General features: G+C 34.6%; 13 protein-coding genes and 1 other RNA gene. 2 read left to right on the top strand and 12 right to left on the bottom strand.

All coding sequences use genetic code 11. The features are described 5' to 3' along the window. Window positions 1-382 precede the first annotated feature (382 nt). From IC221_RS00970 to thrA, 4 genes are all read right to left on the bottom strand, one after another. Complete coding sequence (locus tag IC221_RS00970; protein WP_188167178.1) at window positions 383-865, bottom strand: hypothetical protein; 483 nt, start codon at window positions 863-865, stop codon at window positions 383-385. 58 nt (window positions 866-923) lie between these two features. After that, on the bottom strand, window positions 924-2,786 hold the full coding sequence (locus IC221_RS00965; RefSeq protein ID WP_188167177.1) for a GMC family oxidoreductase: 1,863 nt from the start codon (window positions 2,784-2,786) through the stop codon (window positions 924-926). 615 nt (window positions 2,787-3,401) lie between these two features. Further along, a complete protein-coding gene (locus IC221_RS00960; RefSeq protein ID WP_188167176.1) occupies window positions 3,402-4,334 on the bottom strand; it encodes a homoserine kinase in 933 nt (310 codons plus the stop codon). A gap of 136 nt (window positions 4,335-4,470) precedes the next feature. After that, entirely contained in the window at window positions 4,471-6,933 is a 2,463-nt protein-coding gene (gene thrA / locus IC221_RS00955) for a bifunctional aspartate kinase/homoserine dehydrogenase I (RefSeq protein ID WP_188167175.1), read from the bottom strand. A 446-nt stretch (window positions 6,934-7,379) separates the two neighbouring features. Between thrA and rnpB the strand changes: the two genes are divergently transcribed. Beyond that, window positions 7,380-7,762: RNase P RNA component class A (rnpB, locus tag IC221_RS00950), an RNA gene on the top strand. 39 nt (window positions 7,763-7,801) lie between these two features. Next, on the top strand, window positions 7,802-8,665 hold the full coding sequence (locus tag IC221_RS00945; protein ID WP_188167174.1) for a glycerophosphodiester phosphodiesterase family protein: 864 nt from the start codon (window positions 7,802-7,804) through the stop codon (window positions 8,663-8,665). A 250-nt stretch (window positions 8,666-8,915) separates the two neighbouring features. Here the strand turns inward: IC221_RS00945 and IC221_RS00940 are convergent, their stop codons facing one another. The 8 genes from IC221_RS00940 to IC221_RS00905 all read right to left on the bottom strand — a co-directional run bounded on the left by IC221_RS00940 (window position 8,916) and on the right by IC221_RS00905 (window position 19,694). Then, complete coding sequence (locus IC221_RS00940) at window positions 8,916-10,592, bottom strand: T9SS type A sorting domain-containing protein (protein WP_188167173.1); 1,677 nt, start codon at window positions 10,590-10,592, stop codon at window positions 8,916-8,918. 58 nt (window positions 10,593-10,650) lie between these two features. Further along, window positions 10,651-10,824, bottom strand: coding sequence for a hypothetical protein (locus IC221_RS00935; RefSeq protein WP_188167172.1), 174 nt, complete (start codon window positions 10,822-10,824; stop codon window positions 10,651-10,653). Window positions 10,825-11,004: 180 nt separating this feature from the next. Further along, window positions 11,005-12,843 (bottom strand): T9SS type A sorting domain-containing protein, encoded by a 1,839-nt coding sequence (locus tag IC221_RS00930; protein ID WP_188167171.1) that lies wholly within the window; start codon window positions 12,841-12,843, stop codon window positions 11,005-11,007. Window positions 12,844-13,100: 257 nt separating this feature from the next. Beyond that, on the bottom strand, window positions 13,101-14,192 hold the full coding sequence (locus IC221_RS00925) for a T9SS type A sorting domain-containing protein (protein ID WP_188167170.1): 1,092 nt from the start codon (window positions 14,190-14,192) through the stop codon (window positions 13,101-13,103). 691 nt (window positions 14,193-14,883) lie between these two features. Then, window positions 14,884-16,101 (bottom strand): T9SS type A sorting domain-containing protein, encoded by a 1,218-nt coding sequence (locus IC221_RS00920; RefSeq protein WP_188167169.1) that lies wholly within the window; start codon window positions 16,099-16,101, stop codon window positions 14,884-14,886. Window positions 16,102-16,482: 381 nt separating this feature from the next. Continuing rightward, window positions 16,483-17,613 carry a T9SS type A sorting domain-containing protein gene (locus IC221_RS00915; protein WP_188167168.1) on the bottom strand — a complete coding sequence of 377 codons (1,131 nt, stop codon included), beginning with the start codon at window positions 17,611-17,613 and terminating at the stop codon, window positions 16,483-16,485. 453 nt (window positions 17,614-18,066) lie between these two features. Then, entirely contained in the window at window positions 18,067-18,474 is a 408-nt protein-coding gene (locus IC221_RS00910; RefSeq protein ID WP_223241258.1) for a DUF4199 domain-containing protein, read from the bottom strand. A gap of 185 nt (window positions 18,475-18,659) precedes the next feature. Beyond that, complete coding sequence (locus tag IC221_RS00905) at window positions 18,660-19,694, bottom strand: low specificity L-threonine aldolase (RefSeq protein WP_188167166.1); 1,035 nt, start codon at window positions 19,692-19,694, stop codon at window positions 18,660-18,662. Window positions 19,695-19,820 lie beyond the last annotated feature (126 nt).

Genomic DNA, 19,820 nt, shown 5'->3' with positions numbered 1-19,820 from the left:
CTTCCTTCTTCTTCAATTTTGTCTTGAAACAAAAACGAAGCAAAAAATTCAAGGCTTAGAAGTCAAAAGCTAAATTCCATTTCTCTCGCCTATTGAAAGGATAACTCGATCAAAACTTCATCGTTTTGAAATGCTCAAACAGCAAAATCATTCTTAACGACTCAATACATGAAATTCTTAACGCTTTTCCCTTCAAGGCCGGGGAATTTACTGCTAGATGATTGTCTAATTACAGATCAAAAGAAAAGTGTTTTATAATAATCTTCTAAAGTACAGTTCTGTAGGGACGTTTTAGTAAAACGTCCTTGCGAACCACAATACAGCATCATTTCCCCTAATAAAAGGAATTATATAAATTAACGGTAATTTAGTTTACAACATACTAGTCTATTGCTGGAATTTCCGGAGGAGCTGACCATGTACCATAACCTGGAGCTTTCGCTCCCATTGGGTGAGAACCAATCGTTGGCCAAAGCAAACCTTCTTTATAAGCACTTGGTGAAATCACATATGTTTTATCATTCTCTAATAATCCAAATGTTTCATTCCATGACTTAGGTAATTGATACCATGTGCCTACAAACCAAAGTTTGATAATACTTCTAGTAATTGGTCCTAGTTTCTCGTCACTTAATACTTTAGCTCTGAATTGCTTATCAAAAGCTGTCTCATCAGAAGCTGTTTCATCTTGAATTTTATCAAAAGTAGTAAGCAATTGAATCATGTTTTTCTCACCAATAATTTGGTAAACAGCTTCGTAATATTCTTCCAATTGTCCTGTCCCTTGAAGTTGGAATTCTGAAAAGGCTGTTAGCTTCTCGGACAATTGTAGAAATTGTTGAATTTCTAGTGTCTTAGCATTCATAGTTATTAGAAAGTTTTGGATACGTGTTTGTTGATTTTAAATTTAAAAAGAGCGAAATCTAGATTAAATCTTCCAGCATTTTTTTTGTACTCATAAAGCACAAAGCGGCTAATGTAAGTGTTGTATTGGATGTTCCAATTGACGGCATACTACCTGCTCCAATCAAATACAGGTTTTCATGATCCCATGATTTTTGATACTTATCTACCACAGAAGTCGCTTTATCATCTCCCATGATATGTGTACCTGCAATATGGTTACCACCACGAAGAGCATATCCCTCTCCATTGTAAGACACATATCCGAAATCCAATGGATCATAAGATGTATGATCTTCAGCTCCTAATCTCTGGAAAACCTGACGAGTTACTTGCCTTGCTTTCTCAACAGCTTTAAGTGTATAATCAGGAATTGAAAGTGATACAATCGGGCGCATATTACCTAAACGGTCCGTATAATCAGGACTTACAGTGATACTGTTAGAAGGGTCTGGCAGAAGTTCAATCATTACGGCCATCAATAATTGTGTCGAAATTTGATTGACCAACTCATGTCTTAATTCCTTACCGTACTTGTTCATATTATCCACAATATCATGAAGGTTTGTGTATGGTGAACCAGTAGCCCAACCCCATCCATCATTATGAATATCTATTGCAAATGCAGCATGGTCTTTACGGAATTCTCCACTTCTTAGATCAGAAATACCTGATGTACAAACAGTTCCTCTCATTGTACCAGCTACTTCTGGCAATAATCCCCAAGTCAGTAAATACGGATGGTCCATAAAGTTTTTACCCATTAATTTACTGGTACTTTGAAGGCCAGAAGCCAACATCAAACGAGCATTTTCAATAGCATTAGCCGCCAAAACAAAAATCTTTCCCTTGAAGCTCCCAGACTCATACTCTGAAGATTCCATAGAATCATAATGCTTGTACTCGATTTCTGTGACTTTACCGTTGTCATCGACTACAACTTTTGATGCTACTGTTTGTGGTAGTAAATCAGCATAACCTGTTCTTAAGGCTTTCACCAATGTTTTACGGGCGTCATACTTCGCTTGAACAGGGCAGATAGGTGTACAGTTATTGTTTCCTTGACAACGTTCGCCGATTTCAGCTTGATGTAAACTTACGGCTCCTTCGGGAACAAAATTTTCACCGTCATTGAACTCTTTGTACTCTACATTCGGAATTCCATTTCTTCCTTGAGGAAAAGGTCTCACCTGTAAAGTATGTTCCTCCCCTTTCATGTTTACCTTCATGCCATTCAGTCCTTTACCAACCGTTTGATCAAGGTAAGAAGGTGGCATACCATGCATTGGAAAAACGTATCCTTCTGCATAGTTATCAGTACCTGTAATGTTTTGAGAAGCTACTTCGCCAGAAACTCCCATTTCTTTTTCAGCAGTTCTGTAGTAAGGCTGAAGTTCCTTGTAGTCAATGGGCCAATTGATTCCAACGTCATAATTGTCTTTCATGTGAAAGTCCTCTGGAATCATTCGAGGGGTTTTCGATTCAAAGTGCATCGTTGTCCCTCCTACTACTTTACAATAGGTAGTATCAGTGACCAATGGTCCATTTTGAACTAAAAAATTATCAGAATTGGGCTCACCGGGTCTCAGACTATCTACGTCTGTTCCTCTTGGCATGGGGGCATTTGGGTTTCTTGGGAAAGGGGCATTGTTATCTTTGGATGTTGCTGTGTAAAAGTTATCCAAATACTTTTCATACCCATTTAATGACAGATCTTTTCCAGGACCGGCTTCAAGAATTAATACCTTGAACCCCTTTTCACTCAGTTCTTTAGCTGCTATAGCACCACTTATACCAGAACCGACGATTACCGCATCGTAATTAGTTGACGCAGCGGTTTTATGGTCTACAATTGTAGATAGACCACCATGATCGTTACTCATTTCTTGGTTGTTATATTAAGTTACAGAAATAGCTTAGTCAATAGTTATAATTTTCAAAGCTGGATATAGTTTTTGTCTAATCTTTAAAAAAATATTGCTGGTTGAGGGCATCTTTTTAAAATTGAACCTTCACGAATTTAGAACTCAAATTTCAAGAAACAATACGCTGTAATGTTAAATATTTGTTAACAAAAGTTCCACAAAACACTCATCTTATTTGGATTAAATAAAAAATAACAAAATTAACAACCTTTTATTTACACTTATTTGCATTTCACTAATTGAATTATTTCATGAATGGATAAATCGTATATGATTGTATCAAAAAGACGTTATGAGAAATAAAATTGCAAGACTAACCCACAATTAAAATCCATATTACAAAAGTCATCAATTCGAATTATAATGATTCGCTGATTTTAAAAATTAGATCTAAATAAGATAGGGAATAAAATATGATTCAGAACAGAAAAATATAGGATCTATTTTTAGCAATACAATAAATTAAAACTGCTACGAATCTATCAATTTAGATAAATTCTAAATTAAAAAAATACCCTAGTATTTTTAAAACACTAGGGTATTTATTCTTTTATAAAGAAAATAACTCTCCGATTAATAAATAATCTTCGGGCCTATTTTGTTGACTTTCGATACAAATTTATCACTCTCAATTCCGATTGATTTGAAAGCTTCCACTTTTGCATTGGCAATTCTTTCTGCTTTATCTAATCCTCTACACAAAGAGAATACTGACGGGCCAGAACCTGAAATTGCTGTACCCATAGAACCTGCATAAACAGCTGCTCTTTTGACTTCATCAAAACCTGGAATCAACATGGAACGAATTGGCTCCACAATTACATCTTGTAGTGAGCGACCAATCAGATCGTAGTTTTCTTGCTCTAATCCAGCAATCAAACCACCAACGTTGCCCCATTGACGAACTGCATCTACTAATGGAATTTCACCTCTTAAAATATTACGAGCATCTTTTGTAGATACTTCGATATGAGGGTGAACTACAGCACAACATAATTCCTCAGGTACATTCAAACGAACGACATCCAAAGGATCATAACTACGTACTAAAACGAAACCACCATATAATGCTGGTGCTACGTTGTCGGCATGGGCTGCACCACAAGCTACTCTTTCACCTTCCATCGCAAATGGAAGTAACTCTTCTGTAGTCAGTGGGTTGTCAAATAAAGCATTGACAGCAAAAGCACCTGCAACTGTACTTGCTGATGAAGATCCCAAACCACTACCAAAAGGCATTTTTTTGTGCAAGGTTACTTCAATCCCTGCCTTTTCTGCTCCAATTTTTTCTAAAAACTGAAACACAGAAACTGTAGCCGTATTATCTCTAGGATCTTTAGACAAACGTCCTCCATCTCCTGTTATCTCATTAATTACAATACCTGGCTTATCGACTAATTTCATTTCGATTTCATCACCAGGGCTATCTACGGCAAAACCTAAGATATCAAAGCCACAAGCTACGTTAGCCACTGTAGCAGGGGCAAATGCTTTTACTTCTTTCATTATTTTATAAAAAGTATAATGAGGACAAAGACTGGCTTTATCCTCATTTTATAATCAAATTAGAAATTTTGAGATGGAATCAATTGAAAAGGAAAATTCTCTTAACTCTTCATTCTTACCTCTCCCCTAATCAACCTTAGTTGATCAAGAAGTTTCCAATCGTAATGATCTCTGCAAATACTCCTGCAGCAGTCACTTCCGCACCAGCACCAGGTCCTCTGATTACTAATGGCTCATTGAAGTAACGACGAGAAGTAAATACTACCATGTTGTCAGACCCTACCAATCCGTGGAATGGATGCGTATTATCTACAGCTTCCAAACTTACAGTTGCTTTTCCTTCTTCATCTAAAGTAGCCACCATTCTTAGTGCCTTACCATCGATTTCTGCTTCTGCTCTTTGCTTTTCGAAAAGATCATTCGCTTTTTCTAGCTCTACAAAGAAGTCATCTACAGATTCAGCATCCATACACGATTGTGGAAGGATAGGCTTCACTGTCACATCAGAAGGTTCCATATGATAACCTGCTTCACGTGCTAAGATCAAGATTTTACGAGCAACGTCTACTCCACCTAAATCATCACGTGGATCTGGCTCAGTATAACCCATTTCTTTGGCATCTTTCACTAACTCAGAGAATTTCATTCCTGCTGAGAACGTATTGAATAAGTACGATAAAGTACCTGAAAGAATACCTTCAATCTTGATGATTTTATCACCTGATCTCTTTAAATCTTGAAGAGGACCGATTACAGGAAGGCCTGCACCTACGTTGGTCTCATACAAGAATTTCACACCTCTACGTTTTGCAGCTGCTTGGCACTTCAAGTAATATTCTAAGCTACTTGAGTTGGCAATTTTGTTTGGTGTTGTGATAGAGATAGAATTCAATAGAATCTTCTCATATAACTTCACTGCACTATCACCTGCTGTACAATCTACAAATACAGAGTTAGGTAAGTTCATTTCAATCATCTTCTCCACGAAACCTGCAGCACTTGAAGTTTCTCCTTCTGCTAATATTTCATCTTTAGGAAGAGAAATATCTAATCCAGTTTCATCGAAGATCATCTTCTTTGAATTGGCAGCACCTACAACATTCAAACGTAAATTACGCTCCGTTAATAAGTACTCTGCCTGATCTCTCATTTGAGTAAGTAACGTATTACCAATCAAACCAAGACCTAACATAAACACGTTCAACTCTGCCATATCTGACAAGAAGAAGATCTCGTGCAATGCATTCAATGATTTATATAAATGCTTCTGCTCAATTACCACAGAAACGTTTAACTCTGAAGAACCTTGAGCAATCGCATGGATGTTTACACCATTTTTACCCAATGCACTAAATAACTTCGCTGCCACACCTGGACGATGTGCCATATTCTCACCGATAATCGCAAGAATTGATAAGTTACCTTCTACTTCCACTGGATTTACTTTTCCTGAAGCCATTTCATTAAAGAATTCCTCTTCAATGATTTTCTTACTTGCCAATGCATCCGATGGAGCAACAGCAAAAGTAATCGTATGTTCTGAAGAAGCTTGTGTAATCAAAATCATTGATACGCCACCTCTTGCTAAAGCTCCAAAAAGTCTAGAAGATACACCAGGCACACCAATCAATCCACTTCCTGACAATGTCACTAATGAGATTTCTTTGATTGATGAAATACCTTTTACTGGCCAATCTTCCTGACCTGACTTACTTGTTACTAGCGTACCAGGGAAAGACGGGTTGAATGTATTTCTAATTCTTAAATCAATGTTTTTCTTGATTGCAGGCTGAAGTGTTGGAGGATAAATCACTTTCGCACCGAAATGTGACATCTCCATTGCTTCTTCATAGGACAGTTGTTGTAATGAGAAAGCCGTAGGAACTACTCTTGGATCTGTAGTCATTACGCCATCCACATCTGTCCAAATTTCGATTTCGTTGGCATTTAATGCCGCACCAAAAATCGCTGCAGTATAATCTGAACCACCACGACCCAAAGTAGTTGTTTCACCACTTTCAGAAGAAGCAATAAATCCAGTTACGATCTGCATTTTATCTGTTTCTGCAAAATGCTTTGTGATTGCAGAATTTGTTGTTACAAAGTCAACTTTCGCTCCACCAAATACACTGTTAGTACGCACTACTTTACGTGCATCTAACTGTTCAGCAGGAACGCCCTCTTGTGTTAAGAACTCAGCAATAATATATGATGAAAGGCGCTCTCCGAAAGACTGTAAAATATCCAATGAGCGTAGAGACAACTCTTTCAAAAGGAAAATACCTCTTAAAATGTCCTCTAGGTCGTTCAACTGAAGTTTCACGAACGCAATGGTTTTACTTTGTCTACGTACTTCAATTAACTCACGAATCGCGGTCAAATGAGTAGACTCAATATCTTTCAATAATGACTTATAGGTTTCGTCACCTGACGCTGCTCTGTTCCCTACTTCTATGAGCTTGTTTGTTATCCCGCTCATCGCCGATACCACTACTGCGACTCTTTGTCCGCTTTGTTGGTAATCGGAAAGGATATTGGCCACTTGTTGGATATTTTTCGCACTTCCAACTGATGTACCTCCAAACTTGAGTACTTTCATCCTTTTCCTGTTTGCTAGTCCATAAGTATAAACAATTCGCAAAATTTGCGATTGAAATGCTAAGGCAAATTCATCGTATTTATGATTGAAAATTATTTCATCTAACTACATCAAAATAGGAATGCATCGCTTGAAAATATGCAATGATAATTCCGATAAAAGATAGATAAAAAAGTCAGTCTCAAATATTCAATAACATTTGTCTTAGTACTAAAGTTATAAAAGTAGTATTTAAATCACTGAATCACCAACAATTTGATAAATGAAAGGTGAAGTTTTTTATAATTTATCATTAAAAGTGCCTTTTTTTCTAAAATTTCTCATTTAATCACCCATTTTAAAGCCAAAAGTGAAAAATATCGACTTCTTTAATTTTTACTTATGAATTGGCAATTATTAGTTATTAATCCTTAGTTATTAATTTTTCTCTGCTTACTTTTGCAGCAAACGTGCGTTGCCTTGTCGCTTCAGTAATGAAGAGGAAAGTCCGAGCATCACAGAGCATCACACTTCCTAACGGGAAGGCGCTCAGCAATGAGTGACAGAAAGTGCAACAGAAAGCAAACCGCCTCCGGGTAAGGGTGAAAGGGTGAGGTAAGAGCTCACCGCGTTGGTGGCAACACGAACGGCATGGTAAACCTTGTGAGATGAAAGACCAAATAGGTCTTATTGTCCTTCGGGAATGAAGTGGCTCGCTTCATTGTCTTCACAGACAGATAAGATGGGTAGGTCGATGGAGCCTGTGAGCGATTGCAGGCCTAGATAAATGACAGGGACCACATTGCTTGCAATGGAGGTACAGAACTCGGCTTATAGACGCACGTTTTAATTTTCTCATCCACTTAATTTTATTTTCCCCTAAGAAAAAATGAGAACCTTTTTTTCCATTATCCTTTTCCTAGGAACATTCCAACTTCATGCACAATCCTTAGATTTTAAAAGTGTTGAAGATCTTTATTCCTTTTTTGATTACAATGCTTCTGAACCTAAGCAATTAGTTAGTGCTCACCGTGGCGGCCCTTATATAGGTTATCCAGAAAACTGTATTCCTACTTTCAAGCATCTTATCAAATATGTAGACGTTCCCGTGATTGAGTTGGACGTTGAGATGAGTAAGGATAGTGTGATGTTTTTAATGCATGACAACGAGTTAGGAAGAACTACTACAGGTAGCGGTTCTGTTAGAAATTATACTTGGAAAGAATTACAGAAAATTCGTTTGAAAGACGATGAAGGTAATTTGACAAAATATAAGTTTGATACTTTTGAAAAGGTATTGAAGTGGACTAAAAAAGGCAAAGCACTTTTGACTGTTGATGTAAAACGTGGTGTTCCTTTTGAAAAAATCACAAAAGCCATTCGTGATGCAGGTGTTGAAAAGTATGCTGCAGTAATCACTTATAATTGGGAAGATGCAAAACTCGTTCATCAATTAGCTCCTGAATTAATGATTTCAGTGACTATAATGGATGAAAAAGGATGGGAAGAAGCTAAAGCTTCTGGTATTCCATTTAATAGAATGATCGCTTTTACGGGTGTGAAACTTCAGGATACCTCACTTTATGAAAAATTACATAAAGAAGGAATCTACTGTATTTCTGCTACTTTCCACACCACTGATAAAGTACAGGATGCTCAAAATAGAACTAAAGAATATCAAGATGCTTGGGATCTCGGTGTAGATATTATTGCAACCGACCTTCCTATTGAAGCCTTTGATGCTAAAAAATAAAAATAAGCTGTTCCACAAGATACTCGTGGAACAGCTTCATTAATTTCACTCGTTATATATATACTCTTTACCTAATTATTATTTTTCTAAGTACTAAGCCAAAAAACAGATCCTATTTAATGCTAATTTATTTTTTGTGAGTACAATCCTAAAAAACGTATGAATAGTAGTGCTATTTGGCGTTTTTTGAAGGAAGTAATCGCAAAACAATAAATAGAATTAGTATTAAATAATTTTGTCTTGGCACCTACTATTGTAAAATCAATTTATTTTTTGCCACCTGTCTTCCTGCTTTCACAATCATAAAATACATTCCTGATGGTAAATTAGACGGTAATTGAACAGGCTTCAGGATTGATTTCTTTGCTAAATTTTCAATTTCCTCTTGGTAAACTATGCTTCCCATATTATCTATGACTTGGACCATGATCGCATTAGTGGTTGATAAGTCTTGAATGGAAAGGCTTATAGGTTCATCATGAATTACATTAGGGTAGGTCTTGACTTGGAAATTGTCAACGTCGTCTTTTTGTAAAGAAATAAACAAGGGACCAAATGCTTCACTTCCTCCATCAAAATCATATTGTACTAATTGATAATAAGCCCGTGAAAGTGGTTCCTCATCAATAAAAGTATAATCAATCGCATAGTTTGAATTCCCTGCCCCTGATATTATTCCTATACTTTCCCAATTTGCTTGATCTACAGAACGAAGTACTTCATAGTAATCATTATTAATTTCCATCGCTGAAGTCCAGCTTAATGCCACAGACTGCTGATCTGTAGATGCAACAGTAAACGAACTCAACTCAATGGGTAAATCACCCACATTATTATTTGAAACCTCAATTTCATCGATAGACATTATACCGTTTAATCTTCCTCCAGATAAATATTCTGGATACGTTGTCACTACTTCTGCGTAAGTGTCTACAAATTCAATTACAATTTTTCTACTTTTGGTGAGATAGGTATAGGTTTCCGCGTCTCCTTCTCCACTTAGGTCGTCATCATCATCTTCTCCATTATTTTTATTGACATGATAGCGATCAATTTTATTTTTTACGGTTGCATTTTGAACATCCCATTTTACCTTTCCTATTCTACTTTTCAACTCTTGTATTGATTGAATTGCTCCTCCAGATTGATCTGGCATTACTATATCATCTGCATCAAAACCATAAGCCGTTACTTTTAAATATTTACCATACCAACCTGATGATGAATTAATGGTCAAGTTACTTAACAAATAAGCACTGACCTTGTTGGATGATCTATCTGAAGCAACCAATTTGGTATCATCCCAAAAGTCAATAGATGTACTCGATTCATCAAAATCTAATGCTTTAGTATTGGAGAAAGGATCTGATCCGACGTTTACCGTGGTAAAATTATTTAATTCACTACTACTTTGTCCTAATACATATATATGGTCTGTATTACTGCCATATCCTCTATTAAAATTAGCATCACCTTCCACTACTAATATGGCATTATCACCTAAATCAAAATTCATTAAGAAATCCCAACCTGCTGTATTTAAATCTCCTTTTACGATTAGTTTTCCATCTAATTTCAAATCGCAATGATAATTCATTCTAAAATTACCATTGATCGTTAATGTGGCATTTTCTTCTATTTCAAGAACAAAATTTCTAGCAATACTACTTCCTGTAATTGCAAAGGTGTTTTCATCCCCTACATTGATTGTCACATCATTTTCAACAGTTAAGGTTCTGCCCAAATTCGATAAAGAATAAGTTAAATCAGTTCCTACAGTTCCATAAACACAGGATCCATCTGAAGTCAAGGTTTCATTATCGCTTATAGATAATGATGAATTCCATTTATTTTCGCACTGTCCATAACTTTCCATCGTTATGAATCCAAGTAAACCAGCTAGTAGTAAGGGGTAAATAGCTCTCATAGTAAAGAAATTTTCACAAGAAATAGTTAATCTCAATTAAACGATTAGTCATTGTATTTTAAATCATTGCAGTGGTCGTAATGTCTAACGCAATAGTGTTTGTTGTGTTGAGATTAGGGAAATATGAAACCGTATGTTTCTTAGGTCTTAGTGATAAAAAAAAGAGGTAGATGTAACCTTTCTTGAAATAATCATACATTCTAAAAAATGAAAATAAGAAGCTATTATCCATATAATTATTGTTTTAAAGGGAAATACATTCTCAGCTTAGCTTTTTTCTTACATTTCTTAAAATATGTTTTAGAAGTCAATTTTTAAGGGAAATTAGGTCATAAAATAATCCCATAGTTTTAACAAAACTATGGGATTATCTAATTTTTAATCACGCATCCATGTAGTGACAACGAGTTTATTAATTGATCAAAAGTTTTTCTTTCACAATATCTTTTCCTGATTTTACAACGACATAATACATTCCTGAGATTAATTGCTGTGTGAATTGCATTGACTTCAGCAGATTTGTTGTATTTATATCCTCTATTACTTCCTCATATACAAGATATCCATTCGAGTTATATACTTGTAAATTGATGCTTGTACCAGTATTTAATCCTGCAAAACTAAATTGTATTGTTTCACCACTTGATACAACATTAGGCATAATTAATAAGCTCAATGTTTCCTCCATTTCTTCTAACTTGACTGATATTGGTCCGAAAAATTCATAAACCTCATCAAAATCAACCTGCTTCAATCTATAATAAGCCATCGACAATGGAGCATCATCTATAAAGGTATATTTTATGGCCGTTTGAGAATTACCGCTTGCTTCCACATTCCCAATCGTATTCCAATTTTTACGATTTAAGGAACGTTGTACTTCAAAATGAGAGGCATTGATTTCTGAAGCTGTTTCCCATTCTAGGTGAACTTCATCCTCTTTAATTTGACTTCTGAAATAAGTCAACTCTACTGGTAGGTCATCTGGTACTTGGCTTGCGAAATCTACAAGAATTTCTTCGCTTGACTTCTCTGCTGTAGTTGCTGTTATTCTTGTATTACTACCTCCTAGATTTGTATCCACAAGAATACGGTCAGTAACAGTACCAGCATTTACTACTTCAATTTTAATCGTCTTGTTTTGGAAGTAGTCTAATATCATCTCATTATCTGATTCTTGACCATCATTTCTTTTTTCAATCTCTGTTTCAATCGTACTAGGTAATTTCCAAGTCATTTCACTTAAAGCCTCTTTCAAACTTCCAATTGAATTAACTTCATAAGAAGAAAATAAAAGACAATCTTTATCCTCAACACTTTGTACTGTAAATACTACCTCCTTATCCAATAAACTTAAAATATTACCTCCAGAAATAATATCCGCCAAATTACTTTCAGTAAAAATGGATTGAGTATATACTCCAGTTTCATCAAAGAAATTAAGACCGTTGGCACTTAATGGAAATTCAACATCTATAGTGTAATCTTTAATAAATGGATTATGAACATTTTGTGGATATTCCTCTTTAATTTTATCTAAATCAATATCACCTATTGTACCTTGGTTTTCAATCTGATCTATTGTATCCTTTACAATATCTTTTAAATCAGAGTCCGGCGTTAAAAAATAAATAAGCCATAACCACCAAGGTGCATCATTATCTTTAAATTCTTGTGTATAAGTCACTAAATTTCCATTGGGTACAAATATTAAACCTTCTATATTACCAGATGCATAATTGAGAATTGCATCATTATTAATATGAATTTCACCTCCAGTCTCAATATTGATATTGACTAAACTTGAAGGTTCATAATTCCCTTCTCCCCCTTGAGTAATTATACTACCATCAACAATTAGCACTCCCTCTTCTTTGACTGTAATAGTACTGTAGTTATATAGAACTAGGTCTCCGATGATTACTAAAGTATCTTCTTTTTCAATTATAAGTTCTAATAACCTTTCATTAGATTCGGCATCTAATACAACCTCAGATGCCTCGATTAATACAGTAGTACTTTCAATTGGACTACCTATTGTAATAGTTCGTGATGATCTATCATTTGTAAATGTTAGAGCTGATTCTAAAAATATTTGACAATTATCTTCAAATGTCAAATTCCCATTTCCAACCGTCACCTGTCCAGAGGAGTAATCGGTTGAGCACCCATCTTCTGCAAATACATTATAGTTGATCAGAAGAATAAATGATAGGAATAACGGTCTGTAGTAGTCGACGAAGTTTATCATATCAGAATTAAGTTTGTAGAGTAAGTTGTGTCCGCTTGTTTGGTCGTTTTTATCACAAAAAAATTAGGACTATATCAACATTTAATATTACTTATCGAATAGTTAAAAATTAAGCCAATTATCATTTACAATACTTAAAAAAACATAATAATGGACAAAAGGGGAATAAAAAAGCCCATAGAATGGTTAATTCTATGAGCTTTGCGTTTAGTACTATAGTATAATGTGTTGGAAGTTTACTTCAATATCTTTGTCCATTAATTCACAAGAAGCCTCTCCTTCACTGTACTTTGTCCAGACTTGATAACGATATAATACATACCTGACCCAAGCTGACTTGTAAAATCCATTGTCCTAAGGAGGTTATTTGAGTTGATATTACTAATTTCTTCAAAATGTATTCGATGCCCATTGTTATTAAAAACCTGAATATATACATCACTACCTTCACTTAAGCCTGACATGCTAAATTGCACTTCTTCACCACCAGAAATATGATTAGGCAAGATCATAGCTTGTAATGACTGTTTTACTCCATGATGGCTAACCACAATAGGACCATAATAAACATATGCATCATCAAAATCTACTTGTTTCAAACGATAATATGCACGAGGTAATGGACTTTCATCTTCAAATTGATAATAAATTGCTGTCTGAGAATTTCCTTCCGCTTGAAGAGTTCCTACCTTTTCCCAAGTTTTTCTATCGGTAGATCTTTCAACATCAAAGTGAGATGCATTAACTTCAGTAGCCGTTTCCCATTCAATCACGATATCACCTTCGGATTGAGATGCCTTTAGATAAGTCAATTCTACAGGAAGGTTCTCAGTACCCGCAATCGTTCCTGTTACATTTAATTGCCCTTCCACTCTACCAAAAACTCCTGTTCCAAAAGGACCTGATAAATCTAAATCCCCAAAGACATTTACAACCCCAGTAGGACCAATTATAAATCGATCACCAATTGATGTTCCTATATTGTGTGAAACATCTCCGTAAATATTTAATGTACCATTGACCGTAACGACCCCTAGTTCTGCCATGATAAAATCTCCATTAATGGTTAATGTGGTACCTTCGTCAACTGTAAGATTTCCAAAATTAGTTAAGAAGATCAGTGTCCATCCTCTTACCGTATAAGAATTGACATTCCAAGTTACAACTGTAGGATTCAGAGGGTCACCACTGTCAGATACTCTAATATCATCTCCCGAATTATCAACATCATCTCCTGGTGCATCATAAGTACAACTCGACGTGTATGGAACTTCATCTACAGGCTCACATTGTCCATATAAAAATTGAGCAGTAAATAGTAGTAAGAAAAAGCAGTAATATTTTTTCATGATTAATTAATTTCATTTTCAGTAATTACAGCTGGTCTATGTAACTCCTGAAAACAACTTGAGCTAAAATTTTAATTGAGAATGAGTGGGTTAAAACTATGAGCGAGCTATTAGGTAGCTAAAGCATTAATATTTTCAATAAAGAATTATATTTAGATCATTTTCAACGATTTATGACATCGTTAGATATTACAAATATTGTAAAAGTTTTTGATGAAACAAGTGAAGGACAGTATATTAACATTTGAACTTTAGAGGCTTTACATCATAATAAATAGTCGTCTTTACGGCATATTTATTAAAATAATGCAAAATGTTATAAGAATACATAAAATTCAAATATTCAAACAGATTAGAGTACTGATCTAAAATTTGATAAAAAGTTCCTCCAAAAAAGGCAAGGTTTCACTCTTTTTTATCTAGTTCTTTGTTTTTATTACATGCACTCATAAAGAGATTTCATTTCATATAAAAACATAACGGAAAGTACCTATTTGAAACGTACTCTAAACTCCTCAAAATTCTCCTATTAGAACTGAATTGAAAAAACGGTAGTTTGTGCCTAAAATTATTTTGTTAATGAAAAAAAAGTAGTCATTAATTTCTCACTTTTGAGAGAATAAAATGCAAAAAGGTCCATAGTAAAACACTACGGACCCCATTTATTAAATTTGATATTTTATCTTCTTTCTTATCTGATTAAGAGTTTTTCTTTCACGATATCTTTTCCTGATTTTACAACGACATAATACATTCCTGAACCTAATGAAGCAGTGAAATCCATAGGTTTCAATAAAACTTCAGAGGTTATGTCTTCTTCTATTTCAGAATAAAGTACGTTACCTTGACTATCATACACTGATATATCAACATTACTACCCACATTTAAACCTGAAAGGCTAAACTGTATTTTTTCTCCACTACTTATATTATTAGGCATAATCAGTAACGATAGTGGAATATCGACTCCACTTAATGCTACTTGAACCGGTCCAAAAAATTCGTAGGCCTCATCCAAATCAACTTGCTTCAGTCTATAATACGCCGTTGGTAATGCTTCATTATCTTCAAACTTATAGGATATAGCCATTTGTGAATTGCCACTTGCTTGTACACGCCCCAACGTTTCCCATGTTTTTCTATCTGCTGACCTTTGCACTTCAAAATGAGAGGCATTGATCTCTGAAGCTGTTTCCCATTCTAGTAAAACAGTTTCTTCTTTTGATGATGCTTGGAAATAGGTGAGTTCTACTGGGAGGTCATTACAATATGCGGCATCTGATAAGTTCCCTGTCACTCGATTATCTGTACATGGGTCGTCAGATCCTTTAAAAACAAAATTGGGGTTTGTGATATTATCCATATCAATACCTCCCGAATTGAATACACCAGTAACCTCAATAGATCCATTACTACCAAAATCTATCGTAATATTTTCTCCTTGCGATACATTTGTTGGGTCTAATTTGTTGAACCTACCGCTGAAAATACTATACTGAGCTACATGAATATTCCCATTAACATTTAATGCTCCATTAATAATAAACCTTGATTCATAATCATTAATAAATCCATCAGATTCACCCATTAGTAAATCTCCATTGATTGTTAAACTAGCCTCCTCATTAATAATTAATTTGGCCTCTCCTAAAACAAATTCACCTACTTCAATAATAACATCAGAATCAACAATCAAAGTTGGGTAATCATCTGGATTTGAATTTAAAACACCAGTAAAACCAACATAGGATCCTTCATCATTGCTAGAACACATTGTATATGCTGTATTGTCATCTAGTATATAATTATTACTAAAATCAGGCGTTACTACATCAAATACACATTGAGCAAATGCAGCTATATTAAATGATAGTGAAAATAATAATATCAAAAAGTATATCTTCTTCATAAGTAGGTCAATTTATCTTACCAACTGCAGCATGATTGAAGTTGGTTGTTGTGGTTAATTTAGAGCTTCAAAAAAATAACACAAAAAGTGTAAACAAACGTAAAAGTACAATAGTTTACTAGTTCTAACGTAAAAACTTGACTTGTCCGTTATATCTAACTCATAGATTATTAGACAAATATATCAAAACAATGTTAACAACAAAATTGTTCCATAACATTTAACAAATCCAATTTTTTATTCATAAAATCTAATTTTAAAGCACTTCTTAGTTTAACAACGTAATAATTACAATTATTATAAATAAACATCTATTTTCACTTCGTAAAATCCTATTTTCATAACATTCGATTTTATGATATGTAATTGCCAATTTGTGTTCTAATTTACCATAAGCTTCTTAGTGGTACTATCCTTTCCCGACTTGATGATAACGTAATACATTCCTGATGCTAATTGGCTTGTAAAATTGATGGTCTTTAAAAAATTGTGAGCTTTGATACTTTGAACTTCTTCAGAATATACTTGATGACCTTGGCTGTTATAAATCTGTATCTGCATATCATTATCCTCTCTTAAACCGGATATACTCAGTTGAAATTCTTCTCCATTGGTAATGCGGTTAGGAATGATTGTCGCATTTAAAAGTTGTTGCTCCGCATGATACATCACTGATATAGGACCATAGTAAGCGAAAGTCCCATCAAAATCTATCTGTTTCAAACGGTAATAAGTCGATGAATAAGGTACTTTATCTTCAAATTGATAGGCAATCGGTACTTGAGAATTACCCGAGGCCTTAAGGGTTCCAATTTTCTCCCATACTTTTCGGTCTGAAGTTTTTTCAATTTCAAAATGAGAGGCATTTATTTCAGTAGCAGTTTCCCATTCTAAAAGAACTGATCCTTCTTTTGGAGAAGCTTGAAAGTAAGTAAGTTCTACAGGAAGGTCACTACAATACAGACTTCCCGTGATATTATCGCAATCCAGATCCCAAGTGATTCCATCCGAGATATAATCTGGATTAATTGTTCCACTATTAAAGTTTCCTCCCACCTGAACAGAACCATTTCCATTGATCATGATGTTTTCTCCAACTCCATTATTTTCAAAACTCCAAGCGCTAGTTGATAGGTCTCCACTTACTATGAGTTGCCCATCAATCTGATAACTCGAAACATACACATCCGCATCTTCAATCTGCATATTTCCTTCGATACGAAGAATTGCATTTTCTTCAATGATTAAATTGAGATAAAAAATTGAAAAAGTAGTAGCAGTAATGGTGATGTCTGAACCTGATGGAATAGTTAAACTCGAAGCAGGTACTGTTGCACTTGTAATGCCATTTGCTCCTGATAAATCGGCACGCAAATCAGAACATAAATTATAATCTGAAGGAAGGTAATAGTTATCAAAAGCTCCAAGAGTCAAATCTTGTAAACATTGAGCATGTATGAACTGAACACTATATACCCACAGTAATAGCGTTAAGCAGCCTATCTTTTTCATCTGTCTGTTCATTTAATTTCACTGATTTCTGCTGGTTTGAAATCAGTTGTTATGATTCGGTTAGTGAATAATGAGCCTGCAAAAAGTAGAAATAATTATTTGACATTGATAAGGAATAACGAGTTTCCTAGTCCATTATAATTATTCTTTACCGGCACTAAACATTCATTTCGAAATCTAATGAAACAGCACAAAATCACGTCAGATTTCAATACTTCAAGTTTTCATCCTCAATACTTCATTACTTCACCATCAATTTTAAACATAAAATAAACCACACATCTACAAATACTTATAGCCTACAAAAAATTACTTCTCATGCCAGAAGAATATTTTTACACTTTGAGCACTTCACTCTAACATTTATCGCTTAAAAAAATAAAAAACCTCACGGACTAAATCCATGAGGTTTCCAGCTTGTAGGTCTAATTTGTCTATAGTTGATAGTCTTAATTATGAGCGATAAGAAGAAAGTAGTAAAGTGTATCTCATCGCTATATATGATATCAGAATCCCTGAACCCAAGGCTTCCGCACATAAACCAATAAATAATTTTCCCTTTGTGATGTATGCTCCTGAAAGTGCTGAGTCTTTTAGATACTGTAAAAATTCAGGATCTATAAAAGTCAGATAAAACATCATAAAGACGGCAAAAGGTATAGCACTCAAAAGTGATATTCTCATGCCATTGAGAAACCCTGACAAGTAACCAAAATCACTTGGATTTTCTTTTTGTAATGCTTTAAATGCATAAAAGATACCTCCGGCATGAATCACAAAATTTAATGCTCTCAATTCTATAATATGATATAGATTTAGGAATCTCATGATGAGGAATAATAATAGATATCCAACGAACATGAAAGAAGAGTATTTAATAATGATTTTCATAATGAGGAGATAGTTAGGAGTTTTCAATAAACAATAAACCAATTCAAGTAATAATTGTTTCAACAAAATGTAAAAAGCCATGTACTTTGTGTAAAATACATGGCTTCATTTATAAAGTACTTTATCAAAATCAGTATCCTTTATTTAATAGACACTTAAGCTGTAGTAGCAGTAAGAGCCTCTAATTTTTCAATAAATGCGTTAATCTCTTCTTCTGATGTATCAAAAGAACACATCAGACGGACTTCGTTTGTTTGTTCATTCCAAACATAGAAAGGAGATTGTTCCTGCATTGCCGGTATCACTTCTTTGGGTAGTATAGCAAACACACCATTTGCCTGCACTTCTTGTGTAAGTGTGACTTCAGGTACTTTGCTTAAACCTTCAGCCAATTTTTTAGCCATTTTATTGGCATGTAAAGCATTTGTTTTCCACAGATCAGAGCCAAAAAGTGTTTCGAACTGAACCGCTATATATCGCATTTTAGATAATAGCTGCATTCCTTGTTTTCTAACAAATTTGTAGTTTTCTGAGATCTCTGTATTCAAAAATATGACTGCCTCACCAAACATCAAACCGTTTTTAGTTCCACCAAATGAGATAAAATCAACGCCTGTATCCACTAGCATTTCTTTAAAAGAAACCCCCAATGAAACTGCTGCATTACTGATTCTAGCACCATCAACATGCAATAATAAGTTATTTTGATGAGCGTAATCTGCAATCGCTTTAATCTCCTCGCAAGTATAAACAGTACCATACTCAGTAGCTTGCGTAATAGAAACTACTTTGGGTTGCGACCAATGTTGTTCACCTAAATTCACTAAAAAAGGAGCAATATCTTCTGGAGATAATTTACCGTTTTCCTTTTCAACAGTGAGTAACTTAAATCCTCCAAATTTCTCAGGTGCACCACATTCATCTACATTAATGTGTGCCACTGAAGAGCAAATAATGGCACCGTAAGATGGACAAACAGAAGACAAAGCAGTCACATTGGCTCCTGTACCATTCATCGTGAAATAAACATCAATATCTTTTTTTAATAATTGCTGAAAAACTGCAATGGCTCCAGCTGTTGCATCATCTGCTCCATAAGACCCTTGGTGTCCGATATTTACTTTACTCAATGCTTCAATAATTTCAGGATTTGTCCCCGAATAGTTATCACTCGCTAATGTCTTTTTCATTATATATTTCTTACTTAAATGGAAGTCAATAATTGAATGTTCTCTTTTGTCAATACTTCTACAAAAAGAGGCTTTGGGTAAATAACATAGAAAAGCACAAAGTTAGAGAAAAGGTTATTAAATATT

Origin of the sequence: Flammeovirga sp. EKP202, assembly GCF_014534745.1 — a bacterium.
GTDB lineage: Bacteria > Bacteroidota > Bacteroidia > Cytophagales > Flammeovirgaceae > Flammeovirga.
The sequence above is the reverse complement of the archived record's forward strand: the minus strand, read 5'-3'. Positions and strand labels throughout refer to the sequence as shown.

What these genes read in the sequence shown, in the direction of transcription:
- IC221_RS00960 (WP_188167176.1), bottom strand. Translation starts at nt 4,334, where the DNA reads ATGAAAGAAGTAAAAGCATTTGCCCCTGCTACAGTGGCTAACGTAGCT.
- IC221_RS00920 (WP_188167169.1), bottom strand. Translation starts at nt 16,101, where the DNA reads ATGAAGAAGATATACTTTTTGATATTATTATTTTCACTATCATTTAAT.
- IC221_RS00940 (WP_188167173.1), bottom strand. Translation starts at nt 10,592, where the DNA reads ATGAGAGCTATTTACCCCTTACTACTAGCTGGTTTACTTGGATTCATA.
- IC221_RS00965 (WP_188167177.1), bottom strand. Translation starts at nt 2,786, where the DNA reads ATGAGTAACGATCATGGTGGTCTATCTACAATTGTAGACCATAAAACC.
- IC221_RS00970 (WP_188167178.1), bottom strand. Translation starts at nt 865, where the DNA reads ATGAATGCTAAGACACTAGAAATTCAACAATTTCTACAATTGTCCGAG.
- IC221_RS00915 (WP_188167168.1), bottom strand. Translation starts at nt 17,613, where the DNA reads ATGAAAAAGATAGGCTGCTTAACGCTATTACTGTGGGTATATAGTGTT.
- IC221_RS00905 (WP_188167166.1), bottom strand. Translation starts at nt 19,694, where the DNA reads ATGAAAAAGACATTAGCGAGTGATAACTATTCGGGGACAAATCCTGAA.
- IC221_RS00935 (WP_188167172.1), bottom strand. Translation starts at nt 10,824, where the DNA reads ATGGATAATAGCTTCTTATTTTCATTTTTTAGAATGTATGATTATTTC.
- IC221_RS00945 (WP_188167174.1), top strand. Translation starts at nt 7,802, where the DNA reads ATGAGAACCTTTTTTTCCATTATCCTTTTCCTAGGAACATTCCAACTT.
- IC221_RS00910 (WP_223241258.1), bottom strand. Translation starts at nt 18,474, where the DNA reads ATGTTCGTTGGATATCTATTATTATTCCTCATCATGAGATTCCTAAAT.
- IC221_RS00925 (WP_188167170.1), bottom strand. Translation starts at nt 14,192, where the DNA reads ATGAAAAAATATTACTGCTTTTTCTTACTACTATTTACTGCTCAATTT.
- thrA (WP_188167175.1), bottom strand. Translation starts at nt 6,933, where the DNA reads ATGAAAGTACTCAAGTTTGGAGGTACATCAGTTGGAAGTGCGAAAAAT.
- IC221_RS00930 (WP_188167171.1), bottom strand. Translation starts at nt 12,843, where the DNA reads ATGATAAACTTCGTCGACTACTACAGACCGTTATTCCTATCATTTATT.